Raw genomic sequence first — 18,025 nt, 5'->3', positions numbered from 1 at the left:
TATACTATCAAGCAGGAGGCGGTTTAGATGAATGTCTATATCACATATGGAACAGCAGATTTCTTGCATAAAATCGCAAAGAAACACGATCAGGAGAATCTGCTTTATATGGTCGGAAAAGAACAAGCAGCTCTTTTCCATGAGACGGAGGGCGAGACTGTTTTTAAAGCCCCTCATGCCTATGATGTGATTTATGCGAAAGGTGAGCTAGTCCAATCTGGCTTCGTCACCTTGAATCATATCCCTGTGAAGCTTGAAAGCAGAGCACTTTTTGAATCTACTTTTCAGAAGAAGACGAACATCTCAGAACATCAGCGGGGCTTCCAGGCTCTTCGAGTGTTAAGACCGAAAAAAGATGAAGAAGTGTATTTGATTATGACACTTTGGGAATCAGAGGACTTATTTGAAGACTTTCAAGAATCAGAAGCGTTCTTTCAGCCAAATGAGGATACTGGCTCCATCTTCTCTCGTCCTGCTTTTCTCACATCCTATCATGCCGTTACAGACAATTAAGGAAGTGCTGCTTTCAGCACTTCTTTTTTTCATGAAAAAAAGCCCAATAGCTGGGCTTTTCATTTTATTCGTGATGTCAGCTCGTACCGATGAATGATCGGCTGAAGCACATAGAAATTCAATAGTATCCATCCTAATAAGATCGGCCACTTCAACATAGGTGAAGCACCTTTCAATTGAATGAGCATCACCAATAGCGGAATCAAGCAGATCATGAAAAAACTCATCTTGGAGACAAAGGTTTCTTTGACTTGATGACGACAGCTTGGACACATCATCATTTTCGTATGTGATAATTGAAACTTTTCAGCGAAAGAAAATGCTTTTGAACAATTTGGACAGCTTCCCAACACGATTCCTCCCTTTCCCCGCTTCATATCAACTTCGACTTTTATGTAAAATGACCTTTTGATGCAGCATGCGAAATCCTCTTCTGTTGAAAGATTCTAACAATTACCATACAATCAGTAAAAGAGCATGAAGGAGGTTTTCGACTCAATGACAATATCCACTTTACAAAAAAGCATTAATGAACGTCTTGATGAACATTATGAGGAAATGGTTGAAATTAGACGCCATCTCCACATGAATCCTGAACTTTCTTTCCAGGAAGAAGAAACAGCCGCTTTCATCGCCAACTACTATGACACATTACATATACCAACACGTACACAGGTGGGCGGCCATGGTGTACTCGCCTTTATCGAAGGAGCTTCTCCGGGGCCGACGATTGCCCTCAGGGCTGATTTTGATGCACTTCCCATCCATGATGAAAAGGAAGTGCCTTACAAATCAACAAAGCCAGGTGTGATGCATGCATGCGGGCACGATGGGCACACAGCGACACTACTTGTCTTAGCGAAAATCTTGAATGAGCACCGCGATCAATTAAAAGGGAAAATCGTCCTCATTCATCAGCACGCAGAAGAATATGCGCCAGGCGGTGCAAAACCAATGATTGAAGACGGCTGCTTAGACGGTGTCGATGTCATATTCGGTACGCACCTTTGGTCTCCAGAGCCTTGTGGCACCGTTCTTTATAAAAGCGGGAACTTTATGGCAGCCGCCGATCGCTTCTCTATTCGAGTTCAGGGGAAAGGCGGACACGGCGCCCAGCCTCACTTAACGAAAGATGCTGTACTCATCGGTTCACAAATCGTCGCAAACCTGCAGCAAGTCGTTGCCCGTAAAGTCAATCCAGTTGATTCTGCTGTTGTATCTGTTGGAGGTTTTGTGGCAGAGAATGCTTTTAACGTCATTGCAGATTCAGCTGTTTTAACTGGTACTGCACGATCCTTTGAAGAAAGTGCACGACACACCATCGAACGAGAAATTGAACAGGTCGTGAAAGGGGTGTGCGACATGCATGATGCCGACTACACATATGAATATGTGAGAGGATATCCTGCTGTCAAAAATCATCCAAAGCCGACTGAATATATTGCTGACATCGCAAAACAGACAGAAGGTGTCACAGAAGTAAAAGAAGCGGAAACCCAAATGGGTGGAGAAGATTTTGCTTACTACCTTCAGCATGTCCCTGGTACCTTCTTTTACACAGGCGCCATGCCTGAAAACAGCCAAGACGTGTATCCCCATCATCACCCAAAATTTGATATCAACGAAAAAGCAATGCCTGTCGCAGCAAAGGTACTCGCCCGTGCCGTCCTTTCCTACGATGAATGAAAAAAAGCCGCTGTCGCCAGCGGCTTTAGATTATTGACAAAGGGCTAAAATGATTTTTATTTTAGCCCTTTGTCTTCTTTTCAGTGTGATAGAAAACCTTTGAAGTCTAGGAAGGACGAGTACCGGAGCGGAGCGAATTGAACATTCGTGAGCACCGGAACGCAGACCTGACAACGAATGCGAGGGTTTGTCTACACGCTGATGCCGCTGTCGCCAGCGGCTTTTCTATTTCATTTCTTTCAACACTCGTAAGTGAAACACATGACGAGCGACATCTCCAAGCTGTCCTGTCAGCTGATGATTTGCCACACCGCCAACAGCGGCTCCGACGATCGGCATTAATTGAAATAGCTTCACTAGGTCAATGTAATCTCGATACTCCTGCTGAAAGCTGTACCAATCCATTTCCTCGCAGCTCGTTTCCCAATCATCTATGATGTTCATCATTTTTTGACGATGTTCACTGCCGGAAAAGGCGAGTTGAAATATACAGAGCAAAAAGAGTCTTTCCTCTTTTTGAGACAAATCAAAGCCATAAATACATGCCAGCTCATAAAGACATTTCATCTTAATGCTAAGCAACAGCGGAAAGTCTGCCATACCGAGCAATATACCACCTGCACCTGTTCCAATTCCTTCGATCGCAGCTGCCTTTTGATAGTACTTCACTTTCTCCTTTGCCAGTTCATTTCGCTCGATGATAGATAATTGCTCATCAATCACCGAAAATGAAGTGAAGTGCGATCCTGATACGGTGGATTCAACCATTGTTTTGACCGCACTTGTGATGACTTGATGAAATCGAGCAGGGATTTTGCGGTTCACCTGCTGCTGAACTCCTTTTGAAAACCGTTCGATCTTCGAAGGTTTTCTTAAAAAACGCGTTTGAAAAAGAATGGCTTCTTCATATAACTCCCGTTCAGCTGCATTCATCCGGTCCCCTCCTTGATGTCATCATACGCTCGCTGTCAGAAACATATCTCCGCTTATCTCATCTTTTTTAATCGACTGAGTACGTAAGGCTTGAAGAGGACAAGCACAAATGCCAGCGAAATCAGAAGGGCAAGTCCACTTCCCTGCCATCCTCCTGCCGGGAGTACTGCACAGCTCAGCAATATCGATTGAATAATAAGCACATTACGAACGAGAACAAAAAAGCTCCGATCCTTTTCTTGCTGAGCAACTGGATAAAGTGCCTGTAATGAAAGATGGGCAAAGTGCTTCGTTAACGGCACAAGCTGTACACCTGTGATAAACACGGTGAACAAGACAAGCAGCGCACCCACCCAGCCTGCTGCACCTGTATACAAAATAATCAGCACAAACACGGCGGTTAGCCTAAACACGAGACCAAAATAGTCATTTGAACGTAAAAACGCCCTCACATACATGTAAGAAAAAGCTTTACGCTGGTCATACGGAACAAACTGCAAAAGCCAGTCCATGTATGCTCTTCTTTTCACCTGTTTCTTTAAATGAGGCACATCTGTAAATAAATTGGCCAAACGATAAAAGCGCTGTTTTCGTGTTAATTCGTCAGAAATATGCAATTCCCATTGAAAAGGCTGTTTTTTTACTGCATTGGTTAAGTAAACGAGATAGACACCATAGATCAGATAAAAAACGATTGCGATTGCATAGGATGCCTGTAAAACGGTATAGATCAAAATCATATTCAATAGAAAACGAAGGACTGCATCAAGCCATCTGATCTGTTTTCCTTGAAAATAAGTGATCCTCCATTGAATTGCTGTATTCACACCCTTGATCAAAATCATTTGCGCCAATATCAGCACATACATCTTGAGGCCGCCTGAAGACACCGCAGAATAAAGCGGAAGTGCAACAATGGATACGGCAATAAGAGGAAACAGCTGAGAAATGAAGCTAAAATTAAAAGCTTGTTTTAAATAAGGCTCCATCTTCCCTTCCAAAGGAAGCAAAAACACGAGATCTGCTTCTTTGATCAACGTACGCACGTAAGAGCTTGTCAGCACCAATGAAAAAACAACTGCCATGACCCAGTAGGATGGGAAGTGAGCCGGAATCTGTTTGAGCCAGTTACTATACCAGCTCGCTCCGCCTGCAAGGAAAAAAATGAGCACAATGACAAGATGATCATTGAACATGTATTTTAAATATTTTCTTGTATCTTGTATGTGTTCCTCTAATCGGGATTTCCAAATGGTTTGCGTCGTTTTACTCATAGCTTTCTTCCTTTGTTAATTCCAAATAAAGATCATCGAGTGTCGCATCTCTCATATTGAACTGTTCTCTCAGCTCTGTCAGTGTTCCTTTCGCTCTGATTTCCCCTTCGTGCAAAATAATAAAGGAATCACAATAGCGCTCAGCTGTCGCCAAAATATGCGTCGACATCAGGACACTTGCGCCGTTTTTCTTCGCAGCATTCATCCGTTCAAGAAGTGCATTAATCGCAAGAGGATCAAGCCCTAAAAACGGTTCATCGATGATATACAGTTCTGGTTCAACAAGGAATGCACACATAATCATGACCTTCTGCTTCATTCCTTTTGAAAAATGAGCAGGGAACCATTTCAGCCGTTTCTCCATTCGAAATTCTTTCAGCAATGACGGCAGACGTTCATCTAATTGTTCCTTTGACAGACCGTAAGCCATCGCTGTCAGCTCTAAATGCTCTTTTAAGGTTAATTCTTCATATAATACAGGTGTTTCTGGAATAAACGTAAATTGCGAACGATACGCCTCTTGATCGTCTTGAAGAGTTCGTCCATTCAATTCAATGACACCTTTATGCGGTTTCATGAGCCCAATGATATGGCGAATGGTTGTGCTTTTCCCCGCCCCGTTTAAGCCGATGAGACCGACGATTTGATTTCTTTCTAATTCAAATGAGATATTTTTTAGAACGGGATTCTTCGTATATCCACCCGTTACATCTTTTACAGTGAGAAGGGACATGAATTCGTTCCTTTCTTTCTTTTTTCCTTTATAGTAACAAAAACGAAAGGTAATTTGAAATGTTTACCTATAACCGGGCATGAATAAAAAATAGGCGCTTTGGTCATCATAATGTATGTAGAAGAAATGAACTTGATGACCAATAAGTAAATGAGGTGTTTGTTAAAGGCAAAGAACCGCATGACAAGTTGGTTTTTCATCTAAAAACCTTAGCTTCTGTTTTGCTTCACTGATTCTTGATTTTTGTGTCCTATACAATATGTATACGACAAACCAAAACGTCAAATGAGGTGTTTACGGCAGAAATAGCAGGCATATGAATTCTTTATTTCAGTAAATAGAGAATTCAAAAGGCATATCGAATGAAAGCATCAGCATTTCTTCTGCAGGAGCAGGATGAGCGACCAAAGGAGTTCGCTTGTCCTGTTTTCTTTTTTGTTTCTTTTTGTGATACGATAAAAGAAAATGAATGAGGAGTGACATGGCGTGAGCGACTGTATTTTTTGCAAGATCATTGATGGAGACATTCCATGTGCAAAAGTATATGAAGACGAGCATGTATTGGCTTTTCTAGATATTAGCCAAGTAACAAAAGGACATACCCTTGTAATCCCGAAAATACATAAAGAAAATATCTACGAGATGACACCAGAAGTGTCTAATCACTACTTCCAAGCGATTCCGAAAATTTCAAGAGCAATCAAACAGGAATTTGAACCAATTGGGTTAAACCTTCTGAACAACAACGGCGAAAAAGCCGGACAATCTGTGTTCCATTACCATATGCATATCATTCCGCGCTACGGAAAAGGCGATGGCTTTGGTGCCGTATGGAAATCACATCAAGAGCAATACACGTCAGAGGATTTAAAAGATATTTCTTCTGCCATCCACACGCGGCTTACCTCATCTTAATAGATGAGGTTTTTCTTATTTCTACCCCCTTTTTATCCCCTCCATCTCTTAATAGTAAGATATTTAGAACGATTCAAATTTTTTGTCCAATTGCTTCAAATTTGTGATAGGATGGTTTTATCTTTTGATCCATTAACGCGAGAAATAGGGAGAGATTGTGATGAAGCGAACGACGAATTTTAATGCTGGTCCGGCGGCACTGCCGCTAGAAGTGCTTCAAAAAGCACAGGAAGAACTTGTTGATTTTAAACAAACTGGGATGTCTGTGATGGAGCTGTCTCATCGCAGCGGTGAATATGAAGAAGTCCACAATAAGGCAAAAGCACTGTTGGTGGAACTGATGGACATTCCTGAAGATTACGAAGTCCTCTTTTTACAGGGCGGAGCTAGTCTTCAATTTGCGATGATTCCTATGAACTTCTTACATGAAGGCGAAACGGCTCATTTCATTCAAACAGGCGCTTGGTCAGAAAAAGCATTATCAGAAGCAAAAGGGTTTGGTGAAACATCTGTGTTTGCTTCAAGTGAAGACGACAACTACTCGTATATTCCAGAAGTAGATGCCTCCGGTTTAACAGATGGCGCTTACTTACACATCACATCAAACAATACGATTTTCGGCACTCAATGGATAACGTTCCCAGACACGTCATTGCCGCTCATTGCAGATATGTCCAGTGATATTCTCAGCAAAAAAATCGATGTTTCTCAATTTGATTTCATTTATGCTGGGGCACAAAAAAACTTAGGGCCTTCTGGTATCACGATTGTGATCGCGCGCAAACGTTTATTAGAGAAAGAGAAAAGCAGCACACCGAAAATATTAAAATATTCAACACACGCAAAAGCCAACTCTCTTTATCACACACCACCGACTTTTGCGATTTATATGCTGTCTCTCGTCCTTGAGCATGTCAAACAGGCTGGCGGCGTAGAAGCAGCGGAAAAACGCAATGAACAAAAAGCAGGCATTCTCTACGACACAATTGATCAAAGCGGCGGTTTTTACAAAGGACACGCACGCACTGACAGCCGTTCGCATATGAATGTCACGTTTACCCTTCGTGATGATTCGCTCACTGCTTCCTTTGTAGAGAAAGCAAAGCAGGAACAAATGGTTGGACTTGCCGGCCATCGTTCTGTCGGTGGATGCAGAGCATCTATTTACAATGCGGTATCGATTGAAGACTGCCAAAAGCTTGCGGACTTTATGAAAAAGTTCCAGCAAGAAAATGAGTAAAAAAGCTTTTCTATAGAGAAATAAATTTGTTATAATAACGAGAAATATAAAGTGATGACTCTTGCAATAAATGATGAGCCATATTATTGGAGAGTCCTAAGAGCTTAGCAGAGGAGAGCATAGAAATGAAAACAAAAGAATTAGTGATTATGTCATTGCTTGCAGCAATGGGAGCTGTTTTGCATACGATTTTCCCGCCCATCTTTTTCGGAATGAAACCTGATATGATGCTGGTCATGATGTTTTTAAGCATCATCCTTTTCCCAAAGGTACAGCATGTAGTGGTTATTGCCCTAGTAACTGGCGTCATTTCTGCATTAACAACGGGTTTCCCAGGCGGACAAATTCCAAATATGATTGATAAACCAGTGACAGCCTTTATCTTCCTAGCCCTTTTCTTATCTTGCTTGAAGATAAAGAACAAAGTGGTGCTGACCGCTGTGTTAACTGCGATTGGAACCATCGTATCCGGCGTGATTTTCCTATCTGCCGCTTTACTAATTACTGGACTGCCAGCTGCATTACCGGCACTTCTTGTGGGCGTTGTCCTTCCAGCAGCCGTGATTAATACCATTGCCATGGTATTTGTCTTCCCAATTGCTCAGTCCATTCTAAGGCGTGCAAGAATGATAGAAGTTGCTTAACGAATAATCGAACCTCTTCATAATAGATGAAGAGGTTTTTTTCATGCTTTTATAAAAGAAAAAGGGTCAGCAGCAAAATGAGGAGCGAAATCCCTGCACCTGCCGCACACACAAGTGCTTTTTGCTTTAATACATGTTTTGGCGGATAAGACCCTGCATACCCCAGCTGTCTTGCATAATGAATAGAACCACCTGTAAAAACGATACCGATACACGTAAAAACGAACAGAAAGACAGACAACCTTCTCCCCTCCCTTTTCTTCAAAAGTATGCTAAAATAAAGCAAGCTATGTATGGAAGTTCAATGAAGCTGATCGTCAGCTCAGAGAGAACATGCGAATGTGTAAAATTTGACTAGAGGTGATTTGAATGGCTAGTGGACGTTCTTTATTAACAGGATTATTTGTAGGCGGTCTCCTCGGAGGTGCGGCAGTGCTCCTGACGACTCCCTCTTCTGGCAGAGATGTGCGCGGAAAGATGAAAGACGGCTATGACAAATTCGAAGATACGCTGACAAGATTAAAAAGAGATGGACAAGCTTTAAAAGAGCAAATTGTTGAAACAGCAAAAGAAAGCGCAGAGGTCATTAAAGAAGTCGGAACTGAATTACAAGCATCGATTCAGCAATGGCGCGAAGAAATCAAACCTCACCAGCAGGACTTGCAAAAGGAAATTCAGGAAATTGAGGAAAAGCTCAAACAACTGGAGAAAACCTTACAAAACTAATATACTCACGAAAAAATATTCGTTTACAAAAGTGTGCGGGGTGCGTATCCCGCACTTTTTTTGTTGAAAAAAGGTTATTTTGTCAATGTTTTTCATGAGTTTTAAAAATTCTTGAATTTTCAGCTTTATTAATCTTTATTTTATTGGCATAATAGAATTACAAGAAAAAGAGAAGTAGGTGAAATGGATGAATCATTCGGAACAGCCTTTCGATGTAAAAGAAGCACTTTTATTCAGTCAAAGAATGGCCCAATTGAGCAAAGCTCTTTGGAAATCCATTGAAAAGGACTGGCAGCAGTGGATCAAACCGTATAACCTAAATATCAATGAACATCATATTTTGTGGATTGCGTATCAATTAAAAGGAGCTTCAATATCAGAAATTGCAAAGTTTGGCGTCATGCATGTATCAACGGCGTTTAACTTCTCCAAGAAACTGGAGGAACGAGGATTTTTAAAATTTTCTAAAAAGTTAAACGATAAACGCAATACGTATATTGAGCTAACGCCAAAAGGCGAAGAGACATTCCATAAACTACTTGAAGATTATGACCCGGCACGAACTGGTATTGTCAAAGGCGCTCAGCCGCTTCATGACATTTACGGAAAGTTTCCTGAGATCTTAGAAATGATGTGTATTATCCGAAACATCTATGGTGAGGATTTCATGGAGATTTTTGAGAAATCGTTTTCAAACATTGAGAAGGACTTTTTGAATGAGCGAGGAAAAGTCACGAAAAAACCTGAGGAACTTGAAGACTCAACTGATGCAGCAGAAAAAGCGGCTAAAGCAAATCAAATTGTTTAATGATCTTTATAAATTCATTCATTAACGGCTGAAACAGCCCTTGATCATGCAATGCAAATATCGTCTCATGCACATCCAGCTTTTCAATTAACTGTCCTGCAAAAAGCGCAAGCATATCGTCAAACATGACGTAGCCTTGTGCTTTTTGCTTGTCCATTTCCTCTGAAAGCTCAGCACAAATACGCTCAATTTCCTTCGCCTCTTCTTTCGATACCCGCTGCCTGATCAATAATGCATAATATGGATAACGGCTCATATCGGTCGCCGTCAGCAAAAGTTCCATATAATATTCGAGCTGGCTCATTCGTTCCTCAATACTCATGTACGTTCCCTCTTTCTCTTAGTCTTTCTATTTTAGCCGAAATTACTCATTGACGAAAGAGACGAACCTCCCTCTTCTGTCTTTTTTTCTTGAAAAACCCAAAGTTTCCTCTCTTTATTCCATATGAAGGCAACATTTTATTTTTTTTCAACAAAACCATTGATTTTTATCCTCAGGAAGAGTAAATTATCTTGAGATATTCAATTAGTTTTTTAAGATTGGAAGGATGAAAAATGAATTGTTGGAAAACCATTAATCTTGAAAAGGATTATGGTTATACGAGACTGCTGATTTCAGCCATAAGTCTTGCTATACTTTTTTTCATTATGGCTTTTTTATGTTTTCAACTGACTCATCCTGAAACGAGACTAAGCAGCCACAACGCACCGCTTTTTGCTGTACTTTTACTTATGACATTGCTTGTCCACCGTGTGGTTCACTTGATCCCAGTGATGAAAAACAAGAAAAAAATGACGCTATTTAAACGAAATTGCTGGAAGCGTGTGCCAAAGAAAGTAATGCTTTATTCACTTCTCAGTCCATTTTGTGTGATTTCACCGCTTTACTTTGTGTTAGGCGTGGCGTTTCCAATGTATGCACACTATTTTATCATCATCGCAAGTATTCATGCAGGCTATTGTTTGCCTGACTTTTTATTTGCATGGAAACTGCTCAAAGCACCTAAATCCTGCATCATCGATCAAGCCCAAGACGAGTTTGATATTTTAGTTGACCAAACTTCCTCATCATGAGGTTTTTAAAGCCAACTTCTATCTTTTTCATAAAAAATTTGGTAATGTAGTATGGGAATAGCATAGAGAGGGGGGATCTCCGATAGTTTTATTTTACTTCATCGTCTTTGCCGCGTTTATTGTGTATTCAATAAACAGGCTTACTAATACATTATGCCTTGTCAGAGAGATTCCTGAAGAACGGCAAGATAAGGTGTTTCGCTTTATCAATGTATCGATACTGATCTTACTGATCTCATCATTTGTTGAAATTACCATTTCTATTTAAGATCAAAGCAAAAGCTGCCAGTTTGATGGCAGCTTTTTGTGTATATTGATTGATTAGCAAATCCAAGATGCACCGATAATGATCAATAAGATGAATAACACGACGACTAGTGCAAAACCGCCAGCAAAGACTTCTCCTCCCATGTAAAAACACCTCCTGCCAGTTCTTGCTCTGTTCTAAGCTCAGTGTATGCAAAAAAAATGAAAACGTTTAGGCACCTGTCATCGTTTGAAAAAAGAACCGCCCGCACGCATGGCAGGACGGCTCCTTTCTGTTACAGCGATTTAATTAGTAAAGATATGCTGCACCAACGATGATCAGCAAAATGAATAGCACGACCAATAAAGCAAACCCATTAGAATATCCTGCTCCCATATAATTCAGCCTCCTTTTTGTGATCACTATATGTGTATGTCGCGCGCAAATTTTTGACTAGACGAATGCCCTCCCATTTGCATTTCTTTTTACAGCGTGTCACAATATGTTATGATACAAGCAATGATAAATAAATTGGAAAGATTAGGAGTGTTTTTTGAATGAAAAAAATGGCTTTAGCAGCTGTAACAGCAGTTAGTGTTTTAACTCTTGGCGCATGCAGTAGCGGTGATAAAGATGTCATCGCAACAACAAAATCAGGAGATGTCACAAAAGAAGAGCTTTATACAACTCTTAAGAAACAAGCAGGTGGAGATGCTTTAAATCTACTTGTTCAACAAAAGGTTCTTGCTGACAAATACAAAGTATCAGATAAAGAAATTGATAAGAAAATGGAAGAATATAAAAAGACACTTGGTGAAGATCGTTTAAAACAACTTCAAGATGAATTCGGAAAAGATTACATCAAAGATCAAGTGAAATATGAGCTGCTGACTCAAAAGGCTGCCAAAGCTAACATCAAAATCACTGATAAAGAAGTAAAAGCGTATTACGATGACCTAAAAGGGAAAATCCGCGCAAGCCACATTTTAGTAGCTGATAAGAAAACAGCTGACGAAGTGGAAAAGAAATTAGATAAAGGTGAAAAATGGGATGCCGTTGTGTCTGAATATTCAACTGATACCGCTTCAGCAGCACAAGGCGGCGATGTAGGCTGGTTCGCAAAAGAAGGCCAAATGGACGAGAACTTCAGTAAAGCTGCTTTCAAACTAAAAGTGAATGAAATCAGCAAACCAGTGAAATCACAATTCGGCTACCATATCATTAAAAAGACCGAAGAACGCGGTAAATACGATGACATGAAAGCAGACTTGAAAAAAGAACTGCTTAATCAAAAACAAGCAGACACAAATGAAATCCAAACGATCTTAAACAAATTGGTGAAAGATGCCGATGTGAAAGTAAAAGATAAAGAACTTGAAAACACATTCAAAGAAAAGTCTCAACAACCCGCACAAAATCAACAACCTCAACAAAACCAGTAATCACAAAAAACCCCTCTGCCGTGATCGTGCAGAGGGGTTTTTATATGACCTGATTAAGCAATCGAGTCTTCATGTGCCGCCGTATCATGTGATCTTTTCACTTGCTGATCCTGACGTCTGCGCTCTCTTTCTTGTTCCATTCGCTCGATAAAAATTTCTCCTTCCTTTTCAATAAAGGATTGATCAATCTCTTGCTCCTCTTTGGCCGTTGTCATTAATTTATACGCACAGAAAATAATGCCAATGATACATGCATACACCCACCATGGAAAAAACAACATTTTTTCATCGCCTCCTTTTTTCAGAACAGCTCTCTCTTCCTTTGTGTTACATGCTTATGCGAAAAGAAGACAAGTTATGAAAAAAACGCCCGCAATAAACGGACGTTTTGACATGGTTATTCGTGATGAAAGGTTGGTTTATAAAATGAACGATTCTCTAGCGCAAAAATACGTTCTGTATATTCTCCTGGCTTCACATGCTCAAGTGCACGATCCATCATATTCATCTTCGCATCTAAATTATCAATATAGTGGAGTATTTCGGCTTCCTTCACCATTGGTGGTTTCGGGCTGCCCCACTCTCCTTTTCCGTGATGACTCAGTACTAAGTGCTGTAAAATCAGAATTTCTTCTGTATCAATGCCAAGCTCTTCTGCAGCTTTCGCAATTTCTGTCACCATAATCGAAATATGACCGATTAAATTTCCTTCCACCGTATAGGTGGTTGAGACTGGGCCCGAAAGCTCTTTGACTTTTCCTAAATCATGAAGAATGATGCCTGAATATAAAAGATCTCGATCTAATGATGGATATAGGTCAACAATTGATTTAGCCAAATGCAGCATGGACACCACGTGATAAGCAAGACCAGAGACAAATTCGTGATGGTTTTTTGTCGCTGCTGGATAGTCAGCGAATTCCTGTCCATATTTTTTCAGCAAATGCCTTGTAACACGCTGTATATTAGGGTTTTTCATATCAAAGATATATTGCATAATCGTATCCATCATATCATGTTTTGGAATAGGAGCTGTTTCGAGAAAATCATCAATTCGAATTTGCTCATTTTCAGCAACAGGGCGTATATTCCTAAGTTTCAGCTGATTCCTCCCGCGATAATGATGAATATCGCCTACTACCTTCACAATGGTTTGCGCGGCATAGGTTTGTTCATCATTCTGCTTTGCATCCCATAGTTTCGCCTCAATATCTCCACTTTGATCTTGAAGAATTAACGTTAAAAATGGTTTGCCATTACTCGCAATCCCTTTAGTAGATGATTTAATTAATAAATGCAGGTCAACTTGTTCGCCGACATCATAGGTCATGATCCCTTTAGCCATTCAATAAAAGCTCCTTCCATGTTTCTGCTCATATAAGTATAACATAAGTCATTATTTGTCAATCATTCAACTGCTAAACTCGTAATCTGTCCATCTTCTGCTGCTTGCTTCATATGCTCATGACAGGTGAAATAAAACAGCTGTGTTTCAAAACGTGTGAGCTCGTTCATCATCTCCAGCACTCTTCCTAGACGAACGTGATCGAAATGAACGAAGCTGTCATCCATCATAAACGGAAGCTGACAATCTTGCTGATGAGACAAAGCGAGCGCAAAACGAATCGCCAGATAGATTTGTTCACACGTTGCCTGTGAAAGCTCCTCTGGACGGAATATTCGTCCATCCATTCTTTTCACCATCAGTAAGTCATCTTCAGGTGAAAATAAAATCGCTTCATAACGATCATTTGTTAACGGTTGAATAAAACTTGAGGCTGTTTGAAGCAATGCAGGCAGCCTTGTTTCTTTATGCTCATTCAATTTTTCTCGTATGACGGAGCGGACAAGCTGAATTGCCGCCCATTTTTTTGCGAGGTGCTTCGCATGCTCCTGCTCTGCGGCAAGCTGATGAGTCAAATCAGACACCGTTCCAGAAGCTTCTATTTGCCGGATTTCCACCGCTAGTTCTGCTAAACGTTTTTCCATATTCTCCGCATTCAATTGAACGTCATGAAGGTGCTGCTTTGCTTCTGCACACTCCTCTTCAAGGAGAGGTAATCCTTTGCGAACAATCCATTCCTCCTCATCAAAACAACCGCTTCTATGAAGCTCTTGATTTAGCTGCTGCAAATGGGAAAGCCGTTCCCGGTATTCTTTAGATAGATGAGAAAGCACTTGGTAATCTTCTTTGGACTCTGCTTCTACTTGACGAAAAAGCTCGCCAGTTTGTTTTTCGTAATATTGAATTTCCCCTTCTAGTGTCGTGAGCTGCTGGATCGCATGTTGAATAGATACGTGCAATGTCTGGCGTTCTTTTTCTCTTCTCGCCTCATCTTTCAATATCTCTTGAAAAGCTGAGATATTCTCCTGAATGGTTCCTTCCTTTTTTTGAAGGATACTGCTTAACGCTGAAACCCTGCGCTCATAAATCGATTGCTGATCGGAAAGCACGCCTATTTCACGATGAAGCTCCTCATATGCCGCTGTATTCATTTTTAATTGTTTTAGGATATGGAAGGCCTCTACTAGGAAAGTAAGCTCAGACGACAAGCCAAGCTGTCTCTTCTTTTCCTCTACTTGCTGCTGGACAGGTTCCAGCTCTAGCTCCCAGTCTTCATATTGCCGAATGATTCTTTCGTACAGAAGCTCCTTCTGCCTCATAAGTGTTTCAGCTGAAGCTGCCTGCACTTGAAATGAATCAAAGGCCCCTTCGCCGCTTCTTTGTTTCATAGGGCTCATTTGACTTATTGGGTAAATGAGAAAGAAGAGAAAAACAGAAAATCCCGCAAACAAGAGCGTGATCCACCACTCTGTTAAAAAGAATAGAACAAGCAGAAGCACCACATCAAATGCGATCAAGCCTCGGAATAACGACGCCCGGGAATGAATCGGTTTCTTTTTCGATCTTGTCCCCTTCGCATCATCTTCTGCTCCGTGCTGTCTGACTTGCTGTTCCTTTAATCCTTTTAGAGCGGCTTCTGCTTCGTCCAGCTCATGTCTTGCGTGATCAAATCGTTCATCTAACTGCGCTTTTCTATCCATGAGACGAACGTATTGAGTGACAGTCTCCTTTAATTCCCACTCAAATTCAAGCGAATCATCGATTTGTTCGAGCTTTATCGGGTACTCCCACTTTAGCTTTGCTACCGCTTCGTCTATTTTTTGTTTCAATGAATCACGGTTTGCTCGACACTCTGCTATGCGCTTTTTCACAAGCTCAGCATTAGATGCTTCATCTACGACTCGTTTCATCTCCATTATGGTATCCTTGTCATAGAGCGGTTGAACTTGTACGAGTGAGGTTTGCAAATGGTCTAACTTCTGCTTCAGTGCAGTCAATTGAGCCTTTTTCGGGTGAAGGTGTGATTCTAGTTTATCCAGCGCATGCTCTGTTTCTGCTCTAAAACGTTTGACTCGGTCTGGATAGCGGGCTAATTCCTTTTTTAATTCCACTTTTTTCTCGATCATGGGATAAACTTGAATAGATTCAGCCAATTTCTGAATGTGTTCCTCAGCTTGCTTCATTTCATTTTGAAGCTTTTCGATCGTCTCGGTTAATTCAGATTGCTCCCGTTTCTTTTCGGTATAGCTGCCTTCTACCAATTTGGCTTGCTTCAGCTGACCTGTCAGATCTTTTAAGCGATCAAGCTGCTGGTTTAATTCAGGCTTGCGGCCATTTGGTTTAAACAGCTGCTCCTGCTGCTTTAGCAGCCTGCTATCCATCTTGGTGGCTGCATCTGAGCCAAATAAACTTGAGAAAAGTAGAAATTCGCCTATTTGGTCCTGGTTTAAGGCTTGGACATTTTGCAGTCCAAACACATCAAATGAATAGATTGATTGGTATAATCTGCGATCCGTTCCCTTTAAAAGTGTCTGTAGAAAAGCTTCGTCTTTCACTTCACCATTCGGTAAAAATACCTGTGCTTGACCACCTCGATCGGACGTTCTCTCAATATGAATAACGCCTAACTCGTCATCTTGGCAAGTGAGGGAACCACCATAAAAAGAACCCTGTTTCGTCTTGTACATCTTGTTTTTCGGAAAACCAAATAACATCGATTCAATAAACATTTTCAATGTCGTTTTCCCCGATTCATTCAGGCCGTAAACTAGCTGAAAACCGTCATCAGAAAAGTGAAAGGTCCGATTTGAAAATTTCCCAAAATGGGCGATATGGAGTGAACGTATTTTCATTGTGCCTCTCCTTTTCTCATAATTGCTTTAGCTGTTCTGTCAGCAGCCTTTGTGCTTCTTCTTTTATATCCACTTCATCCTCTTTTGTGAGAGCTTTTCCTGACTTTCTATAGGTTGGGTGACGCTTGATCGGTGATAGAAGCTCTTCATATGCCTCAAACTGTGAAATTTCAGCAGTGAGTTCCTTCAAAAAAGAATCTTCTGGATAGACGACATCCTCGTTTGTTCGGCAGTCAATCGATATCACCCAAACGAATACCTCTTCATCTTCTTCCTGTTCATGAAGAACGGTCAACAGCTCCTCAAGTACCTCAAGCTGAGTACGCTCAAAGTAAGGAGGAGCATCACCCGTCAATTCAATTTTCACAAAATGAGGGACGCCCTCCTCTTTCAGTTCACTGATTTTGCTATCCAAAAGTGTCACAAGATCCGTCATATGAACCGTTTCTGTCATGTCTATTGCAAGTGTCTCAAACATCACATCCGCACAGCTAATAAATTCCGCTGTCTCAGAATCCTCGGAGAGTTGAACAACGTAACAGCCTTTCTCTCCTGTTTCTTTTATATGTCTGCCCTGCATGTTACCAGGGTAAATAATCAACGGGTCTTCATGCAGAAGGGCTCTCTTATGTATATGTCCAAGCGCCCAATAATCGAAATCCCGTGAAAGAAGCTGCTCAAGCTGAAATGGTGCATACGCATCATGCCCTTCTTGTCCGGCTAATGTACCGTGAAGCATCGCAATGTGATAGGCAGCATCTGTCGTTTTGACATAATGAGATGTCATATTTTCATAGACAGCCCGCTCTTTGTAGCTAAACCCATAAATACTTGCAACAAGCTGCCCCCCTCTATAGTAGGATTGCTCACTTGGTGTACTGCTTGAAAAAACGTGCACATTCTCAGGCCACTCAATCGGTGTCCATTCACCGCCTAAATGATCATGATTACCATAAATAATAAAGACGTCAATCCCTTGAGTTTGCAGTCTTAGAAACTGATTTCTTAAAAACAGCTGTGCTTTCAGACTGCGATTGGATTCGTCAAATAAATCTCCGCTCAGCAGCACAAAGTCTACTGCTCGAGCAATGGCGAGATCAAACATATTCTTCGCACTTTGAAATGTACTTTCTTTGAGCCGCTTAAATGGTAAGCTAGGGATATTCGACATTCCTGCAAATGGACTGTCTAAATGTAAATCTGCGGCATGAATAAAGGTGAGCTTAGTCAAACGTCTATCTCCTTGTCCGATACTGTCATTGTCCATATTTTATCATGCCATTTTTACGAATGCACGTTCTATCGCTCTCATTCTAAAAAACACATTTTTAAGAGCTAAAAAAGAGGTTTTGTCTTATTCATTGTTTAATTACATAGAAAAGCAGAGGAAAGGGAGATGAGGAATGGAGAAGACATACTTTTTAACTGTATTTGACCGGTCGGGTGAGACCTTATTAAATGAAAAAATCACAACGGATAGTGATGAAAAGGCAAAGGAATTAGGGCGCCATCGCTTAATCGAACAGCAATACACGAAGCATTCCCACCGGCTCGTTGATGATGCAGGCAAGCTTCTTTTATTTGAACGTTAAA

23 protein-coding genes are annotated in these 18,025 nt (G+C 40.9%); 11 read left to right on the top strand and 12 right to left on the bottom strand.

The genetic code is table 11. The annotated features are described in order from the left end of the window. Window positions 1-27: 27 nt before the first annotated feature. The gene (locus MHH26_RS02925; protein ID WP_034663569.1) at window positions 28-513 is read left to right on the top strand and encodes an antibiotic biosynthesis monooxygenase family protein; all 486 of its coding nucleotides are present in this window, start codon (window positions 28-30) and stop codon (window positions 511-513) included. Between the two features lie 59 nt (window positions 514-572). Here MHH26_RS02925 and MHH26_RS02920 read toward each other — a convergent pair whose 3' ends face one another. Then, the gene (locus tag MHH26_RS02920; protein ID WP_334748498.1) at window positions 573-728 is read right to left on the bottom strand and encodes a hypothetical protein; all 156 of its coding nucleotides are present in this window, start codon (window positions 726-728) and stop codon (window positions 573-575) included. Window positions 729-1,011: 283 nt separating this feature from the next. On the opposite strand from MHH26_RS02920, the gene MHH26_RS02915 reads away from it, so the two are divergent. Beyond that, the gene (locus MHH26_RS02915) at window positions 1,012-2,199 is read left to right on the top strand and encodes a M20 family metallopeptidase (RefSeq protein ID WP_060595923.1); all 1,188 of its coding nucleotides are present in this window, start codon (window positions 1,012-1,014) and stop codon (window positions 2,197-2,199) included. Window positions 2,200-2,424: 225 nt separating this feature from the next. Here the strand turns inward: MHH26_RS02915 and MHH26_RS02910 are convergent, their stop codons facing one another. Genes MHH26_RS02910 through MHH26_RS02900 form a run of 3 tightly spaced genes read right to left on the bottom strand, consistent with a single transcriptional unit; the run spans window position 2,425 to window position 5,139 of the window. Beyond that, window positions 2,425-3,132: an EcsC family protein gene (locus MHH26_RS02910; protein WP_334748497.1), complete on the bottom strand. Its 708-nt coding sequence runs from the start codon at window positions 3,130-3,132 to the stop codon at window positions 2,425-2,427. A gap of 53 nt (window positions 3,133-3,185) precedes the next feature. After that, window positions 3,186-4,406: an ABC transporter permease gene (locus MHH26_RS02905; protein ID WP_340972245.1), complete on the bottom strand. Its 1,221-nt coding sequence runs from the start codon at window positions 4,404-4,406 to the stop codon at window positions 3,186-3,188. After that, window positions 4,399-5,139 carry an ABC transporter ATP-binding protein gene (locus tag MHH26_RS02900; protein WP_003212171.1) on the bottom strand — a complete coding sequence of 247 codons (741 nt, stop codon included), beginning with the start codon at window positions 5,137-5,139 and terminating at the stop codon, window positions 4,399-4,401. The genes MHH26_RS02905 and MHH26_RS02900 overlap by 8 nt, the downstream gene beginning before the upstream one ends. A 486-nt stretch (window positions 5,140-5,625) precedes the next feature. Between MHH26_RS02900 and MHH26_RS02895 the strand changes: the two genes are divergently transcribed. From MHH26_RS02895 to MHH26_RS02885, 3 genes are all read left to right on the top strand, one after another. After that, window positions 5,626-6,054, top strand: coding sequence for an HIT family protein (locus tag MHH26_RS02895; protein ID WP_334748495.1), 429 nt, complete (start codon window positions 5,626-5,628; stop codon window positions 6,052-6,054). A gap of 160 nt (window positions 6,055-6,214) precedes the next feature. After that, the gene (gene serC / locus MHH26_RS02890; protein WP_340972243.1) at window positions 6,215-7,294 is read left to right on the top strand and encodes a 3-phosphoserine/phosphohydroxythreonine transaminase; all 1,080 of its coding nucleotides are present in this window, start codon (window positions 6,215-6,217) and stop codon (window positions 7,292-7,294) included. A gap of 125 nt (window positions 7,295-7,419) precedes the next feature. Further along, complete coding sequence (locus tag MHH26_RS02885) at window positions 7,420-7,938, top strand: tryptophan transporter (RefSeq protein WP_024425455.1); 519 nt, start codon at window positions 7,420-7,422, stop codon at window positions 7,936-7,938. A gap of 49 nt (window positions 7,939-7,987) precedes the next feature. Here MHH26_RS02885 and MHH26_RS02880 read toward each other — a convergent pair whose 3' ends face one another. Then, entirely contained in the window at window positions 7,988-8,179 is a 192-nt protein-coding gene (locus MHH26_RS02880; protein WP_334748487.1) for a hypothetical protein, read from the bottom strand. A 128-nt stretch (window positions 8,180-8,307) separates the two neighbouring features. Here MHH26_RS02880 and MHH26_RS02875 point away from each other — a divergent pair, with 128 nt between their 5' ends. After that, complete coding sequence (locus tag MHH26_RS02875; RefSeq protein ID WP_034663584.1) at window positions 8,308-8,664, top strand: YtxH domain-containing protein; 357 nt, start codon at window positions 8,308-8,310, stop codon at window positions 8,662-8,664. A gap of 187 nt (window positions 8,665-8,851) precedes the next feature. Beyond that, a complete protein-coding gene (locus tag MHH26_RS02870; RefSeq protein WP_307499398.1) occupies window positions 8,852-9,472 on the top strand; it encodes an HTH-type transcriptional regulator Hpr in 621 nt (206 codons plus the stop codon). Here MHH26_RS02870 and MHH26_RS02865 read toward each other — a convergent pair. Beyond that, a complete protein-coding gene (locus MHH26_RS02865; RefSeq protein ID WP_034663590.1) occupies window positions 9,450-9,794 on the bottom strand; it encodes a YhaI family protein in 345 nt (114 codons plus the stop codon). The two genes, MHH26_RS02870 and MHH26_RS02865, sit on opposite strands and share 23 nt — an antisense overlap. 233 nt (window positions 9,795-10,027) lie before the next feature. On the opposite strand from MHH26_RS02865, the gene MHH26_RS02860 reads away from it, so the two are divergent. Then, a complete protein-coding gene (locus MHH26_RS02860) occupies window positions 10,028-10,546 on the top strand; it encodes a DUF3267 domain-containing protein (protein ID WP_307499397.1) in 519 nt (172 codons plus the stop codon). An 82-nt stretch (window positions 10,547-10,628) separates the two neighbouring features. Continuing rightward, window positions 10,629-10,814, top strand: coding sequence for a hypothetical protein (locus MHH26_RS02855; RefSeq protein ID WP_072368131.1), 186 nt, complete (start codon window positions 10,629-10,631; stop codon window positions 10,812-10,814). 53 nt (window positions 10,815-10,867) lie between these two features. Here MHH26_RS02855 and MHH26_RS02850 read toward each other — a convergent pair whose 3' ends face one another. Together MHH26_RS02850 and MHH26_RS02845 are read right to left on the bottom strand one after the other, a co-directional pair. Continuing rightward, window positions 10,868-10,957, bottom strand: a complete 90-nt coding sequence (locus MHH26_RS02850) for a YjcZ family sporulation protein (protein WP_017360317.1) — start codon at window positions 10,955-10,957, stop codon at window positions 10,868-10,870. Between the two features lie 145 nt (window positions 10,958-11,102). Then, window positions 11,103-11,189, bottom strand: a complete 87-nt coding sequence (locus tag MHH26_RS02845) for a YjcZ family sporulation protein (protein ID WP_008361129.1) — start codon at window positions 11,187-11,189, stop codon at window positions 11,103-11,105. Window positions 11,190-11,350: 161 nt separating this feature from the next. Here MHH26_RS02845 and MHH26_RS02840 point away from each other — a divergent pair, with 161 nt between their 5' ends. After that, window positions 11,351-12,235, top strand: coding sequence for a peptidylprolyl isomerase (locus tag MHH26_RS02840; protein WP_003211354.1), 885 nt, complete (start codon window positions 11,351-11,353; stop codon window positions 12,233-12,235). Window positions 12,236-12,288: 53 nt separating this feature from the next. On the opposite strand, the gene MHH26_RS02835 is transcribed toward MHH26_RS02840, so the two are convergent. From MHH26_RS02835 to MHH26_RS02820, 4 genes are all read right to left on the bottom strand, one after another. Beyond that, complete coding sequence (locus MHH26_RS02835) at window positions 12,289-12,516, bottom strand: sporulation YhaL family protein (RefSeq protein ID WP_034663596.1); 228 nt, start codon at window positions 12,514-12,516, stop codon at window positions 12,289-12,291. A 116-nt stretch (window positions 12,517-12,632) separates the two neighbouring features. Beyond that, window positions 12,633-13,580, bottom strand: a complete 948-nt coding sequence (gene yhaM, locus MHH26_RS02830) for a 3'-5' exoribonuclease YhaM (protein WP_106041471.1) — start codon at window positions 13,578-13,580, stop codon at window positions 12,633-12,635. Between the two features lie 62 nt (window positions 13,581-13,642). Next, window positions 13,643-16,432, bottom strand: coding sequence for an ATP-binding protein (locus MHH26_RS02825; protein ID WP_340972238.1), 2,790 nt, complete (start codon window positions 16,430-16,432; stop codon window positions 13,643-13,645). Between the two features lie 16 nt (window positions 16,433-16,448). Beyond that, complete coding sequence (locus MHH26_RS02820) at window positions 16,449-17,663, bottom strand: metallophosphoesterase family protein (RefSeq protein ID WP_340972236.1); 1,215 nt, start codon at window positions 17,661-17,663, stop codon at window positions 16,449-16,451. A 172-nt stretch (window positions 17,664-17,835) separates the two neighbouring features. Here MHH26_RS02820 and MHH26_RS02815 point away from each other — a divergent pair, with 172 nt between their 5' ends. Continuing rightward, window positions 17,836-18,024 (top strand): YhzD family protein, encoded by a 189-nt coding sequence (locus MHH26_RS02815; RefSeq protein ID WP_034663606.1) that lies wholly within the window; start codon window positions 17,836-17,838, stop codon window positions 18,022-18,024. The last annotated feature ends 1 nt before the right edge of the window (window position 18,025 follow it).

The sequence above is a fragment of the Bacillus sp. FSL K6-2839 genome (assembly GCF_038003365.1).
In the GTDB taxonomy this organism is placed as follows: domain Bacteria; phylum Bacillota; class Bacilli; order Bacillales; family Bacillaceae; genus Bacillus.
This window is presented reverse-complemented; position numbering and strand designations above follow the sequence as displayed.